Consider the following 14,896-nt stretch of genomic DNA (forward strand, 5'->3'; position numbering starts at 1 on the left):
TCGACGCGATCCGATCGAACCCGTTAGGATTACGACCACCCCGTTTCCAGGGCAACCCCTCTAACTTACTCCGACATCCGGTCGTTGTCCAATCGGACTTCGGCGTGACGCATGCGCCCCGACGAAGGGAGATGATCAGAAGGAGGGTCCCGAGGCTCTGGCGATCTCCGCCGACCCCCTCGGGCCTGTGAACTCTATGTACGCCGCCGGACTCCGTCAAATCGAAGAGCCTGCCCCGCCAGGACGTGTTTCTCACCTGCTGGGTAGAGATCCGTCATGACGGACCAAAGAGTGTTGCCCAGGGCGCTCGTCGTACTCCTCTGCGCCGCGGGCGCCGTGGTCACCCTGGCGGGAATCAGAGAGATCGGGTCGATCATCGGACCGGTGTTGCTCGCGCTGGTCCTCGTCCTGGCGGTCTCTCCGGTCAGAACCTGGCTTCGCGAACGTGGCGCTCCCGGATGGACGCTGGTGGCGGTCCCCCTGGCGATCGTGCTGCTGGTGCTCCTGGGCATGGTGGCGATCCTGACCGTGGCGGTCGCGCAGATGGCGGCCCTCGCGCCCACCTACGACGCGCAGTTCAACCAGCTCGTCGCGGAGGCACAACAGCAGGCGGCCAGGTTCGGCTTCGGCACACAGCAGATGAACGAGGCGATCAACTCCTTCGACCCCGGCAAGATCTTCGCGCTCGCGCAAGGGTTCGTCTCAGGGCTGCTGGGCGTGTTCTCCGGCCTGGTCCTCATCGTCGTCCTGCTTCTGGCCATGTGCCTGGACGCCCAGGCCTTCTCCAAGATCCTCGCCATGGGCACGGCGCGCAGGCCCCTGCTCATCGGGGCGCTCAACAACTTCGCCCACAAGACCCGCCGCTATCTCCTGGTCTCGACGGGATTCGGGCTGATCTGCTCCGCGCTGGACGTGGCCGCGCTCTGGATTCTCGGCGTACCGCTCCCCCTCCTGTGGGGAGTACTGGCGCTGATCACGAACTACATCCCCAACGTCGGTTTCGTTCTGGGACTGATCCCGCCGGCCCTGCTCGCTCTCCTGGAGGGCGGGCCCAAGACCATGATCTTCGTGATCGTCGCCTACATATTGATCAACTTCGTGGTGCAATCGCTCATCCAGCCGAAGTTCCTCGGTGACGCCGTCGGGCTGTCCACCACCGTGACCTTCCTCTCGCTCATCCTGTGGACGTTCCTGCTCGGCCCGCTGGGCGCGCTGCTGGCCATCCCGCTCAGCCTGCTGACCCGGGCCCTGCTGATCGACAGCGATCCCGACGGCGACTGGGCCGCCGCCCTCGTCTCCGGGGACGTCCCCGACGACGGGAAACCGAGCACGGGGAAGAGTCCGGGAGAGGAACGGGGCGAGAACCCGTCGCCCGTACGCTGAGGCCATGTATCGCGAGTGGGCGCCGGACTCCCGCCTCGCCGGGCGGGTGGCCTGCGTGTGGAGCAACGAGGCGACCTCCGCCATGACGCAGCTGGTCGTGCCCGACGGCTGCGTGGATCTGATCTGGGGGCCGAAAGGGGCGCTTGTCGCCGGGCCCGACACGGGCCCGAAATCCGTCCGGATGGCGCCGGGTGCCCGCTACACGGGAATCCGGTTCGGACCTGGCGCGGCGGGCGAGCTGTTCGGCGTACCGCTCGACAGCCTGCGCGACCTGAGGGTGCCGCTGTCCGACCTGGAGCGGTTCGCTGAGCTGTCCGAGCTGGAACCGTTCACCGCGTCCGCCGGGCCGGAGCCGTCCAGCGGGCCGGCCGGGACCCGGCGACCGGAGCCGTTCTCGAACGTCGTGCAGCGGGCGCTGGCCTTGCGGCTGCGCGGGACGCCCGGCCCCGACCCGGCCGCGCCCGCGATCGCCGAGGCGCTGCGGGCGGGGCGGAGCGTGGGGGAGGTGGCCTGGGATCTGGGAGTCAGCGAGCGACAGCTTCTGCGCCGGTCCCTGCGGGCTTTCGGGTACGGCCCGAAGGTGCTGCAACGGGTGGTCAGATTCCAGCGGGCACTGCGACTGGCCAGGCGTGGCGTCACGTCGGCCGAGGTCGCGGCGATCAGCGGGTACGCCGACCAGGCGCACATGGCGAACGAGGTACGGCGGCTGGCGGGGGTGCCCCTGAGCCGGCTGCTCGATCAACGCGGCGGCCCCTGAGTCGACTGTTCGGCCAATGCGGCGCCCCCTGAAACCGGTTGCCCGACCGACGCAGCGGCCCTTGGGTCGACTGCTCGATCAACGCGGCGGCCCCTGAGCCGGTTGCCCGATCGACGTGGCGACCTCTGATCGGCCCGGCGGCGGGAGCGCCTGAACCGGGCCCGCGCGGGTCGTCGCACCGAGATCAGGCGGTCTCCAGCGCGACCGCTCCCCCGCTCACCCGGCTCCGGCCGTCCGGGGAGGCGATCGAGACCTTCAGCGTGCTGGGCCGTCCCATGTCCACGCCCTGGATGACCGTGAACTCCGAGGAGCCGTTCCCGAGGACCCGCAGGTAGCCGCCGAAGGCCGCGGCGGCGGCGCCGGTGGCGGGGTCCTCCACGACTCCCCCGACCGGGAACGGGTTGCGGGCGTGGAACCGCTCGTCGCTCTCCCGCCAGAACAGGTTCACCGTCGTCCAGCCCTCGCGGGTCATCAGCGCCTTCAGCCGCTCGTAGTCGTAGTCGAGGCCGGACAGGCGTTCGCGCGAGGAGGCCGCGAGCACGAGGTGCTCGACGCCGCCGAACGCGACGTGCGGGGGGAACGCCGGGTCGAGCTCGTCGCGGGACCAGCCGAGGGCTTCGAGAGCCTCGTCTAGCGCGTCCTCCGCGACGGGCCGGGAGCGGGTGGGGACGCTGGTGAGCGTGGCGCGGAGCGCGTCGTCGGCGATCTCGGTGTCGATGACGATCTCGCCCGCGTTGGTGTCGAACGTCAGGCGCCCGGTCCCGAGGCGTTCGGCCAGCACCACCGAGGTGGCGATCGTGGCGTGCCCGCAGAACGCCACCTCCGCCGAGGGGGCGAAGTATCGGACCCGGAAGGCGCGTCGCTCGTCGTCGCGTTCGGTCACGAACGCCGTCTCGGAGTATCCGACCTCCGCGGCGACGGCCAGCATCTCCGCGTCGGAGAGCCCTGCCGCGTCGAGGACGATCCCGGCGGGGTTGCCCCCCTCGGGGTCGTGGGTGAAGGCGGTGTAACGCAGGATTTCCACGGTGCTCGTCACAGGACCGGAATGTACCAGCCCCGCCCGTACTCCTCCCGTGCCCCGCCGGTGCTCCGTCACGCGGCGGTGACGGAGCGGTGGCGAGCATCGGGTTTCAGGGGAAACGCGGCTTCAGGCGGACGCGGGGACGGGCGCCGAGGGGGGTGATCCCTCGGGCGCGGCGACGGGCGCGCGGGGCACGCGGCGCCCCCACGGCATGGCGAGCGCCAGGATCGGCAGCAGCACGATGGAGGCCTGCGACCAGACGACGTGCAGACTTCGCCAGGTGGCGGAGTCGAACTGGGTCATGTAGAGGTAGCCGTACCCCGCCCAGAGGGAGGCGCCGATGATCGCGGGCCACGCGAAGCGGGTGGGGCGGGCGATCAGGAACGGCATGAACCACAGGAGATACTGCGCGCCGAGCCTGGGGGTGGCGACCATGAAGGCGAGCAGCAGCGCCGTGGTGAGGTCGATCGGGTCGGCGCGGCGCCACAGGAAGGCCACCACCAGCATGGTGACGTAGATCAGGCGGGTGCCGAACGTCGCGATCCCCTGGTTCAGGTCGTTGACGCCGTCCATGAGGATGGCGCTGTAGCCCCACTGGCCGACGATCGGGCGGATGTCCTGGATCACCCGGATGACCTCGGGGATCTGGCTCAGCGAGGTGCCGGCGAAGATCGGCAGGGTGACCAGGAAGAAGACCGGCGCGATGCCCGTGGCCACGAACGCCACGGCGCGGGCGCGGAAGGTGGGCAGCAGCAGGAGCATGCCGGGGATGAGCCAGATCGGCCAGCTCTTGGCGCACAGCGCCAGTCCCATCAGCAGTCCCGCGAACAGGGCGCGGCGCAGGGACAGCCGGTCGCCCTGGCGCGGGGTGAGCGCCCCGCGGATCACTCCCTCGGGGCCGAAGGCGTGCCGTACGGCACCGGCGAGGCCGTGCAGGGCGACGCTCTGGCGTGCCAGCGCGAGCGGGTTGGTGGTCATGCCCGGCCGGTCGGGGTCGCCGGGACCTCGGGCCACGACGAAGGCGGCGACGCCGAAGACGAGGGCGACCGGCTCGACCTGGCCGTGGACGGAGGCGACGAGGATGGCCAGCGGGTTGCAGGCGTACTGGAAGGCGCGCAGTGACGCCCTGGGGCCCCCGGCGAGCTTGCCGACCAGCGGGATCAGCACGATGTCCGCGACCACGGTGACCAGGCGGCCGCCGATCTCCCAGGGGATGCCCAGCCAGAGCAGGAGGCCGTAGACGTAGGGGATGGTCGGCAGGAAGTGCCAGCCTCCCGAGCTGCCGAGCACGGGGTCCTCGCGGTTCAGGACCGCCTCTCCGGCGGGCTTGAAGCTGTTGATGAAGTCGACCGGTTGCCAGGTGTCCACCGCAGAGGTGGCCATGATGAGCACCCGGAAGGCGATTCCGACCCCCAGGATGACCAGCAGCGAGGGTCTCCAGCCCTTCCACTGCGCGACCAGGGCGAGCACGACACCGAGAACGAGGACGAACCCCGTGAGAATTGCGTAGTCCATGACGGCCCCTAGCCTGCCGGACCTGGCGACCAACCAGCCACCCGGATCTCCAAACCGAGACCACTCTGCCAGTTTTCCCGGCCCCGGGAATCCGTGCCGTCACGACGGGCGGCCGCCTCCAAGCAGCGGAGCCGCCTCCAAGTAGCGGAAGGGGGAACCTCGCCGCCGGAGGTCCGTCTCCCCCGGCGGCGAGGGGCTCTCAGCCCAGGCCGTCGAGATAGGCCCGGTGGCTGCGGGAGAACTCGAAGGCGTTGTACCTGTCCCAGTTGATCGACCAGGTCATCAGGCCGCGGAGGTTCGGGTAGACCCCCCTCGGCCGGTACGACCCGCAGTTGGTCCCCTTGGCCAGGCAGTCGAAGGCCTTCTGGACCTCCGGGACCGTGGTGAAACCGTTACCCGCGAACGGGGCGGCGGGCAGGCCGATGGCGACCTGGTCCTGGCGCAGGGCGGGGAAGACGTTGTTCGGGTTGCCCGCGATGGGGAAGCCCGCGAGCAGCATGTCGGTCATGGCGACGTGGAAGTCGTGGCCGCCCATGGTGTGGTACTGGTTGTCCAGCCCCATGATCGGACCGGAGTTGTAGTCCTGCACGTGCAGCAGGGTGAGGTCGTTGCGCATCGCGTGGATGACGGGGAGGTAGGAGGCGGCCCGCTGGTCGGCGGAGCCGTTCGGGCCGGGACCGTAGAACTGGTAGCCCAGCTGGACGAAGAACGTCTCGGGGGCCATGGTCAGCACGAAGCGGGTGCCGTACCTCGCCTTGAGGGTCTTGAGCGCGGAGATCAGGTTGACGATGACCGGGGTGGTGGGGGCGGACAGGTTGGTGTCGCCGCTGTTGAGATAGAGGGAGTGGCCCTCGAAGTCGATGTCCAGGCCGTCGAGGCCGTACTTGTCGATGATGGCGCCCACCGACTGGACGAACTTGTCGCGCGCGGCGGTGGTGCTCAGCTGGACCTGGCCGTTCTGGCCGCCGATCGAGATCAGCACCTTCTTGCCGAGTGCCTGCTTGGCCCGGATGCCGGCGATGAACTCGGCCTCTGACTCGACGTTGGGGCACTCGGCGGCCGGGCACTGGGTGAAGCGGATGTCCCCGGAGGTCACCGAGGTGGGCTCGCCGAAGGCGAGGTTGATGACGTTCCACTCGTTGGGCACGTCCGCCATCCGGATGTAGCCGGAGCCGTTGGCGAAGGAGGCGTGCAGGTAGCCGACGAGCACCCGCTTGGGCAGGTTGCCGGGGGGCGTGCCGGTGACGGTCGCGGAGACCGCGCCGGACCTCGCCGACTCGCCCGAGGCGTTGGAGGCGCTCACCTGGTAGCTGTGCGTGCCCGCGCCCGGGGTGTCGGTGTAGGTGGTCCCGGTGGGCGTGCCGACCCTCGTCCCGTTGCGGTAGAGGTTGTAGGTGGTCGCGCCCGAGGAGGCGTTCCACCTCAGTGCGACGCTCGTGCCGCTCACGGTGGCGGCCAGTCCCGACGGTACGGACGGGGGCGGCGGCTGGTCGTTGCCGACCGTCACGGAGACCGCGCCCGACCTCGCCGACTCGCCCGAGGCGTTGGTCGCGCTCACCTGGTACGAGTGGTTGCCCACGCCGGGGGTCTCGGAGAAGGTGGTCCCGGTGGGCGTGCCGACCCTGGTGCCGTTGCGGTAGACGTTGTAGCCGGTCGCGCCCGGGGAGGCGCTCCAGCTCAGCGAGGCGGTGGTGGCGTTGCCGATGCCGGTGAGCCCGGTGGGCGTCGCGGGGGGTTGCCCCTGCCCCGGCGCTCCGTCGAGGACGACGTCGTCGGCCTGGTAGGTGCCCTGGCCGTACCAGCCGTTGACATAGATCGTCACGGAGGTGGTCGAGGCGCCGGTGGTGAACGAGGTCGACAGCTGGGTGTAGGACGAGGGCGAGGACGCCCACGTGCTGGGGTCGGTCCCGCCGGTGCCGGTCGCGCCGAGGAAGACGTAGCCGCCCCTGACCCAGGCCGACAGGGTGTAGGCGGAGGAGGGCCTGACGCCGACCGTCTGCTGGCAGCGGGCGGTGTCGCTGCCCGCCGGGGTGGCCTGCAGGGCCCTGGTCCCGCCGCGTACGGGCGAGGTGACGGTCGTGGCGCCCGAGGAGGTGGAGCAGGTCCACCCGCTCAGCCCGTTCTCGAAGCCCGGGTTCGTCGCGATGTTGGCCGCGTGGGCCGGTGTCGCGGCCAGCATCGTCCCGCCGAGCGCCAGGACGGCGGCCACGGCGAGTTTCCTGAGGTGCATCCGATTTACCCCGCAAAGATCTTTAGGAGGGTGTCGTGGGGGCACGGCCCGCACCCGGGCGGGGTGCGGGCCGTGCGAGTCGTGCGAGCTCGCGCTGGGCGGGTTCGCTTCGGGTGGGTCAGAAACCGGCGGTGACGCGGGTGAAGTCCCAGTCGCTCTGGGCGATGCCACTGCAGTGGGCGACCACGCCACCTCCCGGGCAGGGACGGTCACGGTTGACCGCCCAGTAGGCCAGGCGGGTCAGGCCCTTGGACTTGGCCCAGTCACGGATCTGCGTCCAGGCCGCCAGCGTGGTCAGTTCCTGCTGGTCGGACAGGCCGTTCATGCCGGAGATGCCCATCCGGGCGTACGCCTGGGCGTCGGTCCAGCCGTTGGCGGCCTTGAGGGCGTTCTTCAGGCCCTCCGAGGCGCTGACGGTGGCGTTGTAGATGTTGGAGGCGCTGAAGTTGAACGGCATGATCGTGTAGTTGTCGATCGGCACGGCCAGCGCCTTGGCCTGGTTGATCAGGCGTATGCCGGCCGGGGTCGGGCCGGTGGTGGCGGTGCCGAAGGTGACGACGACCTTGACGTTCGGGTTGTTCTGCTTGACGATCTTCAGGCCGTTGAGGATGCGGTCCTGGACGGTGTAGTTCTCGAACTCGTCGGTGTTCTCGATGTCGAAGTCGACGACCGCGGGGCCGACGGCGTTGATGACCTGCTGCACGGCTCCGGCGAAGGCGGCCGGGGTGGAGCAGTTCGGGCCGAGCTTGTTGCCCGACCAGCCGCCGAAGGAGACCTGCACGCTGCCGCCCGCGGCCTTGATCTGGTTGATCGCGGTCTGGTCGGCGCCGCCGGTCAGCGGCCGGTTGCCGTCCCACGCGGGGTTGCAGCCGCCGCCGGACAGGATGAACGCCATGGTGAAGGACTTCACGCCGGTGGCGTTCATGACGGTCACGGGGTTGGGCGGGCTGCCCCAGCCCATGTAGAGGTACGGGGCTCCGGCCATCTTGCCGGGCTGCGGGTTGGTGCAGCCGGTGGTGGTGGCGCTCACGGCGCCGCTGGCGGCCGACTCGCCCTGGGCGTTGTAGGCCCTGACGGTGTAGGTGTGCGAGGTGCAGGTGCCCAGCGAGCCGATCGTCGCGCTGGTGCCGGTCACCTGTGCCCGCTGCGTGGAGCCCTCGTAGACGCGGTAGCCGGTGACCGTGCCGGAGGAGGCGCCCCAGGACAGGGAGATCGAGGAGTTGGTGGTGCCGGTCACCGACGGCGTTCCGGGCGTTCCGGGAGTGCCGGGGACGCTGCCGCCACTGCAGGACGCGCCGTTGAGGGTGCAGTTGGACGGGGTCGCGCCGCCCGGACTGCCGTTGAAACCGAAGCTCGCGGTCGCGCCGGGGGCAAGGGTGCCGTTCCAGCCGACGTTGGTGAAGGTGAAACGCTGCCCGCTACGGCTCAGCGACGCGTCCCAGAAGGACCCGATGTTCGCCCCCGAGGGCAGGTCGAAGGCCACCGACCAGCCGTTGATCGTCGTCGTACCACCATTGGTGATCGTGTACTTGCCCTCGAAACCGGTACCCCAGTCGGAGACCTTGGTGAAGACGGCGGTGTTGGGAGCAGCGAACGCGGGGGGCGCGACCAGTGACAGGCCGAGTGACATGCCGAGCGCGGCCAGGACCGCGGTCAGCGTTCGTCGAAATCTCATGCTTCTTCCTCGGTTGGGGGGTGCGAGGTGTGGGGGGCGGGGTGCGGAGGCGGGGTCCGGGCCTGCCCGGCCGGGGCGTGCGGTGCCGGGCAGGTCCGGGGCGGGGGTTTCGGGGGTCAGAGGGTTAGGGCAGGGTCGCGAGGTGCGGCTTGACGGTCCTGGAGAAGTTCCAGTTGTTGCTGGCGTCCCAGTTGATGGACCAGGTCATCGCGCCGCGGATGCCGGGGTAGGCGCGCGGCGGCACGAAGCTGCCGCAGCTGGTCCTGGTGGCCAGGCAGGTCAGGGCCTGGTTCACCAGGGCCGGGGCGACGATGCCGCCGCCCGCCGCGCCGGGCCCGGCGGGCAGGCCGAGCGCCACCTGGTCGGGACGGAGGCCGTTCTCCAGCTGGATGCAGGCCAGCGCGGTCATGAAGTTGACCGAGCCCTGCGAGTAGGCGGCCATCTGGTCGCAGCCGAGCATGGAGCCGGAGTTGTAGAACTGGGTGTGGACGACGGTGAGGATGTCCTTGATGGCCAGCGCCAGCTTGAAGTACTCGCCGCCGGTGGACTGCATGTCGATGGTCTGCGGCGCCATCGTGATGATCAGGTTCGATCCGGCCTTGGCCCGCAGCGACCGGAGCGCCTGGCCCATGTAGGTGGAGTTGAGCCCGTTCTCCAGGTCGATGTCGACGCCGTCGAAGCCGTAGCTCTGCATCAGGGCGTAGACGGTGTCGGCGAACCTGGTCGCGGCGGCGGCGCTGGCCACCTGCACGCGGCCCGCCTCGCCGCCGACCGAGAGGATGACCTTCTTGCCCCGGGCGTGGAGGGTCTGCACGTCGGCCCTGAACTGGGCGTCGGTGTAGCCGCCGAGGGAGGCGGACAGGCCCGGGTCGACGCCGAAGACGACCTCACCGGGGGTGGCGGTGGCCTCGCCGAAGGAGATCGCGATCAGGTCGTACTCGTTGGGCACCGCCGACAGCCGCAGCTCGACGGCCGGGTTGTCGAAGTTGTGCCAGTAGCCGGTGAGGAAGTGCTTGGGCAGCGGGCCGCCGCCGGTGCAGCCGTTCGTGGTCGCGCTGGCCGGGTCGCTCTTCGGGCCCTCGCCCGAGGCGTTGTACGCCGCGACCGTGTAGGTGTGCGACTCGCACACGCCCAGCCCCGACACCGTCGCGCTCGTCCCGCTCACGGTCGCCCTGACCGTCGAGCCCTCGTACACCCGGTAGCCGGTCACCGTTCCCGAGGACGCGCCCCATGACAGCGCCACGCTGTTCGCGCCGCCCGTCGCCGACGGGGTGCCCGGCTTGCCGGGGGCGCCGCTGTTGCAGCCGGTGGTGGTGGCGCTCACCGGACCGCTGGCGGCCGACTCGCCCTGGGCGTTGTAGGCCCTGACGGTGTAGGTGTGCGAGGTGCAGGTGCCCAGCGAGCCGATCGTCGCGCTGGTGCCGGTCACCTGGGCCCGCTGCGTGGAGCCCTCGTAGACGCGGTAGCCGGTGACCGTGCCAGAGGAGGCGCCCCAGGACAGGGAGATCGAGGAGTTGGTGGTGCCGGTCACCGACGGCGTTCCGGGCGTTCCAGGGGTGACGGGGACGCTGCCGCCACTGCAGGACGCGCCGTTGAGGGTGCAGTTGGACGGGGTCGCGCCGCCCGGACTGCCGTTGAAACCGAAGCTCGCGGTCGCGCCGGGGGCAAGGGTGCCGTTCCAGCCGACGTTGCTGAAGGTGAAACGCTGCCCGCTACGGCTCAGCGACGCGTCCCAGAAGGACCCGATGTTCGCCCCCGAGGGCAGGTCGAAGGCCACCGACCAGCCGTTGATCGTCGTCGTACCACCATTGGTGATCGTGTACTTGCCCTCGAAACCGGTACCCCAGTCCGAGGTCTTGGTGAAGACGGCGGTGGCCGAGGCGGCCTGGGCGGGGAGCGCGACCACCATCGTCAGGACGAGGGCCGCCAGGGCGACGAGAGAGCGGGCGATGGCGCGTAATTTCACGTTGACCTCATGCATTCCGTGGGGGGTGACCGTACGACCCGCGCCACGCGGGGGGTGCGCGGGCGCGGACGTGGGCGCGGGCCGTACGGCGGGGTGGGCACGGCTCCGACCGGGGGACCGTTCCGTCGATGGCGCGGGGCGCCGGGGACCGCCGGGTTCAGCGAGAGGCCTCGGGGCGGGCGGGGACGGCGACGGCGGCGCCGATGACGGCCGCGGCGGCCGTGACGACGGCGGGCACGACGGGGGTCTCGGTGGTGGGGGCCGCCGTGACGCCGGAGGCGGGAGTGGCGGGGGCGGGCAGGCCGCGGCCGGGGCTTGCAACCGTAGTCAGGACGAGTAAGGGAAAGGTGCGCCGCATGATCGCTCCCATGGACGTGGAACCTGGGGGGTGAGGCGTCCGGACGGTCGGACCTTCAGCGGCGACGGCTTCCGCCGCCGAGTTTTCGCAGCTCGAAATCGGTTGGAGGGGAGGCACGGGCCATGGGCACCCCCAGTCGGCATTTCTTTTAGGAAAGTTTCCTAAGAGTTGTCGCGATCGTAGCCTTGACAGAGTCCTGCCACAAGGCCCAAAAACGTCAGTCGCCCGTGTCGCGGCCGGGAGCGTTCCGGTGACTACGTCCGAGGGCCATCCGAGGCCGTGCCCGGGAGCGTTCCGGGGCCGCACCCGGGAGCGTTCCGGCGAGCGTGGTCGGGCGCGCGGAGGGGCGACGCGGTGCACGGTGTCCGAGTGGACCGGTGCGTGGTGTCCGGAAAACCCGGAAAAGGAGATAAGCACCTTTAGGCGGTACGGTAATGACGCATCCGTAACGCCCCCTGGAGTATCGCCGTGTTCTTTGGCATCACCGACATCTGGACCTACACGGTCGGCGCCTTCTTCATCATCCTGTTGCCCGGCCCGAACTCCCTGTACGTGCTCAGCACCGCCGCCCAGCGCGGGGTGCGGCAGGGGTACCGGGGGGCGATGGGGGTCTTCGTCGGCGACACCGTCCTGATGGTGATGGCGGCGGCGGGGGTCGCCTCCCTGCTGAAGTCGTCGCCGCTCCTGTTCAACGTCGTCAAGTACGCCGGCGCGGCCTACCTCGTGTGGATCGGGTTCCAGATGCTCCGGTCGGCCTGGCGCTCCTGGCGATCCCCCGGCACCGGGGGCGAGACCGCCGAAGCGGCCCCGGTCCAGGAGCGGACCGCGCGGAGCCCCTTCCGTAGGGCCCTGATCGTCAGCCTGATGAACCCGAAGGCGATCCTGTTCTTCATCTCGTTCTTCATCCAGTTCGTGGACCCGGCCTACGGCACCCCCGCCCTGTCGTTCCTGATCCTGGGCGCGATCTGCCAGCTGTTCAGCGCGCTCTACCTGTCGGCGCTGATCTTCGGCGGGACGTTCCTGGCCCGGCAGTTCCGGGCCCGCCGCGGGCTGTCGGCCGGGCTGCGCACGGGCGTGGGCGCGCTGTTCATCGGCTTCGGGGCGAGGCTGGCCACCGCGACCCTCACCTGAGGCCGGTCACCGTCACCCCTGAGCACACCCGCCGACGCCGGTCACCGTGGGCGCCGGTCACCGTAAGCGCCCGCCACCGTGGGCGCCGGTCACCGTAAGCGCCCGCCACCGTAGGCGCCGGTCACCGTAGGCGCCGGTCACCGGGGGCGCTGGTTGACCTTGATCGCGACGCTGACGAGCGAGAGGAACAGCTCGGCGTCGGCCCGGCCCTCGATGGACATGGACACCCACCCGGCGTCGGCGCCGGGGGTGATCCGATGGCAGTCGGTGAGCACCCGCGCCCACCGGTCGATCACCGGCTTGGTGAGGAGCAGCTGCGCCGTGTGGTCACCGGACATCCTGACGATCTCCCGGCCGTCGGCCCGGAAACCCAGCCCTTTTCTGGTGCGCTTCAGCGCCAGGTCCGGCCAGCGGACGAGCTGGGCCGCGACATTCTCGACACCCTCGGTGGAACGGCGGGACGCGTGCGTGCGCAGCACTGCCATGTCTCTCATGGTCGCGGACCGGACCCGATGGGGAAAGCTCCCGTTTCTTAACCGTTACCGGGATAGCGATCCTTTTTGTGAACCGTAATGATCCGTACCGGTCTCATCCGTTATTGCAGTGTTATTGAGTTGTTTTCACGAGAGCACGCCCCGGGGTCAGGTACGGTGAGTGGCCGGTGAACATCCGGCGGTAACTTCCCCGCAACCCCCTGCGACGGCCTGGCACATCCGTGTCACGCCGGGGGAGGCGTGAACGCCCGGCGCCTGCCACCGCACCAGCCCGTGGAGCGTCATGAGCCACCAGCCCATCGTCCTCCCCCGTCTCGCCGCTCTCGCCAGGCAGGCGGCACCGAAGTTGCTGGAGGGCGTCGTCGCCCCCCTCGCCGTCTTCTACGCGGCGCTCGCCCTGCTCGGCCTCAAGGGCGCGCTCATCGCGGCGGTCACCTGGGTGTACGCGGGAGTGGGATGGCGGCTGGTCCGGCGGATCCCGGTGCCCGGCACGATGATCCTCGCCGTCATCGCGATCACCGTACGGGCGCTGCTGGGGTTCTGGACCGGGAGCGCGGTGATCTACTTCCTCCAGCCGGAGCTCGGGACGATCTGCATCAGCATGGTCTTCCTCGCCTCGGTTCGCCTCAACCGCCCGCTGGTGCAGAAGCTGACCCTCGACTACATCCACCTGCCCTCGGCCGTGCTGAAACACGAGCGGGTCCGCCGGTTCTTCGCCCGCATCACCCTGCTGTGGGCCTTCGTGCTGCTGGCCAACTCCGCGGTGAGCATCTGGCTCCTGCTGCACGAGTCGATCGGCACCTACCTGCTGGTCCGCACCGCGACGGTGGCCGCGATCAGCGGCCTGGCGGTGGTCTTCTCCCTGTACACCTTCCGCCGGGTGCTGCGCCGCCTGCACTACGACCCCCTCGCCGCCCCGCCCGCCTAGGACCGCCTCGCCCGGGAAACCGTGGCGCGGTAGAGGCGCGAAGAAGGGGGCAGGGAGGTCTCCATGGTCATCGCGCGTCAACCGAAACGCTGGGCCGGGTTGCCGGTATTCGCCGTCGCTCTCGTGCTGGTGGCGGTGGTGGGGTCGCTGGCGGCCGTCGACGCCGGCGGCGAGTACCTGTCGCTGGAGCGGCCGCCCTGGGCGCCGCCGCAGTGGCTGTTCGGCCCGGCCTGGACGGTCCTGTACGTCATGATCGCCCTGTCCGGCTGGCTCGCCTGGTCGGCGCGCGGCCTGACACCGGCGCTCGGCGTCTACGCGGTCCAGCTGGTCCTCAACGCCGCCTGGACGCCGCTGTTCTTCGGCGCCGGGCGGTACGGCCTGGCGTTCGCGGAGATCGTCGTCCTCTGGCTCGCGATCGTCCTCAACATCGTGCTGTTCCGGCGGATCAGCCGCCCGGCCGCCTGGCTGCTGGTGCCCTACCTGCTCTGGGTGACGTACGCGGCCTCGCTGAACCTCGCCATCTGGCAGCTCAACTGAGCCGTGTCTCCGCTGTCTCCGCTGTCTCCGCTGTCTCCGTCCCGGGGAGGAGGGACCACCTGACGAAGGCGGGGGGTGGGCCGGGCCGTTCGGGCGATGTGACCGGCTCCTCCGGATTTCCAGGGTCGACGGGACGGACCCCCGGTGATCTCAGGGATGTGATCCGAGAACACCGGGGGTCCTCCCTGATGTCCTGAGATCACCGGGTCGTCAGCGTGCTTCGTGAGACATTCGCGACCCCCCGGCTGGAGCCCGACATGACACAGGCCATCCTCGACGTCCTGCACGACGTGATGACCTCCCCCTGGATCTACCTGGCGCTGTTCGCGCTGGCGCTGCTCGACGGGTTCTTCCCGGTGGTCCCGGCGGAGACGTCCGTCATCACGGCCGGGGTGTTCGCCGCGGCCACCGGCGCGCCCGACCTGCTCCTGGTGATCGTGGTGGCCGCGCTGGGCGCGTTCGCGGGCGACCACATCTCGTACGCCATCGGGCGTACCACCAACGACCGGTTGCGCAACGGCAGGCGCAGTCGCAAGGCGTTCGCCTGGGCGGAGCGGGCGCTGGCCGAGCGGGGCGGGCTGGTCCTCGTGGTGGCCCGCTACATTCCCGGCGGCCGGACCGCCTGCACCCTGACCATGGGCGCGGTCGCCTATCCCCGGCGCGCGTTCGCCCTCTTCGACGCCCTGGCCGCGGTGTCCTGGGCGCTCTACTCGGGGCTGATCGGCTACGTGGGCGGCGCGGCCTTCGAGCACGACCCGCTCAAGGGGCTGCTGCTCGGCCTCGGCCTCGCCCTGACGGTCACCGCCGTGGTGGAGGCCGTCCGCCATCTCCGCCGCCGTCGCCGTACCGCGCCGGAGCCGGAGCTGGTCGCCTCCGGTGACTGACCGCCGGGCGGCGGGAC

General features: G+C 70.3%; 13 protein-coding genes. 6 read left to right on the plus strand and 7 right to left on the minus strand.

Features of this window, described 5'->3' with window-relative positions; translation table 11 throughout:
• Positions 1-276 precede the first annotated feature (276 nt).
• Positions 277-1,383: an AI-2E family transporter gene (locus ACFYWM_RS42145; RefSeq protein WP_389926685.1), complete on the plus strand. Its 1,107-nt coding sequence runs from the start codon at positions 277-279 to the stop codon at positions 1,381-1,383.
• A 4-nt stretch (positions 1,384-1,387) separates the two neighbouring features.
• Positions 1,388-2,140 carry a DUF6597 domain-containing transcriptional factor gene (locus ACFYWM_RS42150; protein WP_389926689.1) on the plus strand — a complete coding sequence of 251 codons (753 nt, stop codon included), beginning with the start codon at positions 1,388-1,390 and terminating at the stop codon, positions 2,138-2,140.
• Positions 2,141-2,324: 184 nt separating this feature from the next.
• Here the strand turns inward: ACFYWM_RS42150 and ACFYWM_RS42155 are convergent, their stop codons facing one another.
• The 6 genes from ACFYWM_RS42155 to ACFYWM_RS42180 all read right to left on the minus strand — a co-directional run bounded on the left by ACFYWM_RS42155 (position 2,325) and on the right by ACFYWM_RS42180 (position 10,905).
• Positions 2,325-3,176 carry a PhzF family phenazine biosynthesis protein gene (locus ACFYWM_RS42155; protein WP_389926692.1) on the minus strand — a complete coding sequence of 284 codons (852 nt, stop codon included), beginning with the start codon at positions 3,174-3,176 and terminating at the stop codon, positions 2,325-2,327.
• 111 nt (positions 3,177-3,287) lie between these two features.
• Positions 3,288-4,676, minus strand: a complete 1,389-nt coding sequence (locus ACFYWM_RS42160; RefSeq protein ID WP_389926694.1) for a hypothetical protein — start codon at positions 4,674-4,676, stop codon at positions 3,288-3,290.
• A gap of 199 nt (positions 4,677-4,875) precedes the next feature.
• Entirely contained in the window at positions 4,876-6,906 is a 2,031-nt protein-coding gene (locus ACFYWM_RS42165) for a carbohydrate binding domain-containing protein (RefSeq protein WP_389926697.1), read from the minus strand.
• A gap of 118 nt (positions 6,907-7,024) precedes the next feature.
• Positions 7,025-8,581: a cellulose binding domain-containing protein gene (locus tag ACFYWM_RS42170; RefSeq protein WP_389926700.1), complete on the minus strand. Its 1,557-nt coding sequence runs from the start codon at positions 8,579-8,581 to the stop codon at positions 7,025-7,027.
• A 124-nt stretch (positions 8,582-8,705) separates the two neighbouring features.
• Positions 8,706-10,547, minus strand: a complete 1,842-nt coding sequence (locus tag ACFYWM_RS42175; RefSeq protein WP_389926702.1) for a cellulose binding domain-containing protein — start codon at positions 10,545-10,547, stop codon at positions 8,706-8,708.
• Between the two features lie 157 nt (positions 10,548-10,704).
• Entirely contained in the window at positions 10,705-10,905 is a 201-nt protein-coding gene (locus tag ACFYWM_RS42180; protein WP_389926705.1) for a hypothetical protein, read from the minus strand.
• Between the two features lie 468 nt (positions 10,906-11,373).
• On the opposite strand from ACFYWM_RS42180, the gene leuE reads away from it, so the two are divergent.
• A complete protein-coding gene (leuE, locus tag ACFYWM_RS42185) occupies positions 11,374-12,036 on the plus strand; it encodes a leucine efflux protein LeuE (protein WP_389926708.1) in 663 nt (220 codons plus the stop codon).
• 137 nt (positions 12,037-12,173) lie between these two features.
• On the opposite strand, the gene ACFYWM_RS42190 is transcribed toward leuE, so the two are convergent.
• The gene (locus tag ACFYWM_RS42190) at positions 12,174-12,521 is read right to left on the minus strand and encodes a luciferase family protein (protein ID WP_389926711.1); all 348 of its coding nucleotides are present in this window, start codon (positions 12,519-12,521) and stop codon (positions 12,174-12,176) included.
• Between the two features lie 292 nt (positions 12,522-12,813).
• Between ACFYWM_RS42190 and ACFYWM_RS42195 the strand changes: the two genes are divergently transcribed.
• The 3 genes from ACFYWM_RS42195 (at position 12,814) to ACFYWM_RS42205 (ending at position 14,879) form a co-directional block, all read left to right on the plus strand.
• Positions 12,814-13,458 carry a VC0807 family protein gene (locus tag ACFYWM_RS42195; protein ID WP_389926714.1) on the plus strand — a complete coding sequence of 215 codons (645 nt, stop codon included), beginning with the start codon at positions 12,814-12,816 and terminating at the stop codon, positions 13,456-13,458.
• A gap of 63 nt (positions 13,459-13,521) precedes the next feature.
• Positions 13,522-13,995 (plus strand): TspO/MBR family protein, encoded by a 474-nt coding sequence (locus ACFYWM_RS42200; RefSeq protein WP_389926717.1) that lies wholly within the window; start codon positions 13,522-13,524, stop codon positions 13,993-13,995.
• A gap of 257 nt (positions 13,996-14,252) precedes the next feature.
• Positions 14,253-14,879, plus strand: a complete 627-nt coding sequence (locus tag ACFYWM_RS42205; RefSeq protein ID WP_389926720.1) for a DedA family protein — start codon at positions 14,253-14,255, stop codon at positions 14,877-14,879.
• Positions 14,880-14,896: the final 17 nt, after the last annotated feature.

This window comes from Streptosporangium sp. NPDC002721 (assembly GCF_042888905.1).
Taxonomy (GTDB): Bacteria; Actinomycetota; Actinomycetes; order Streptosporangiales; family Streptosporangiaceae; genus Streptosporangium.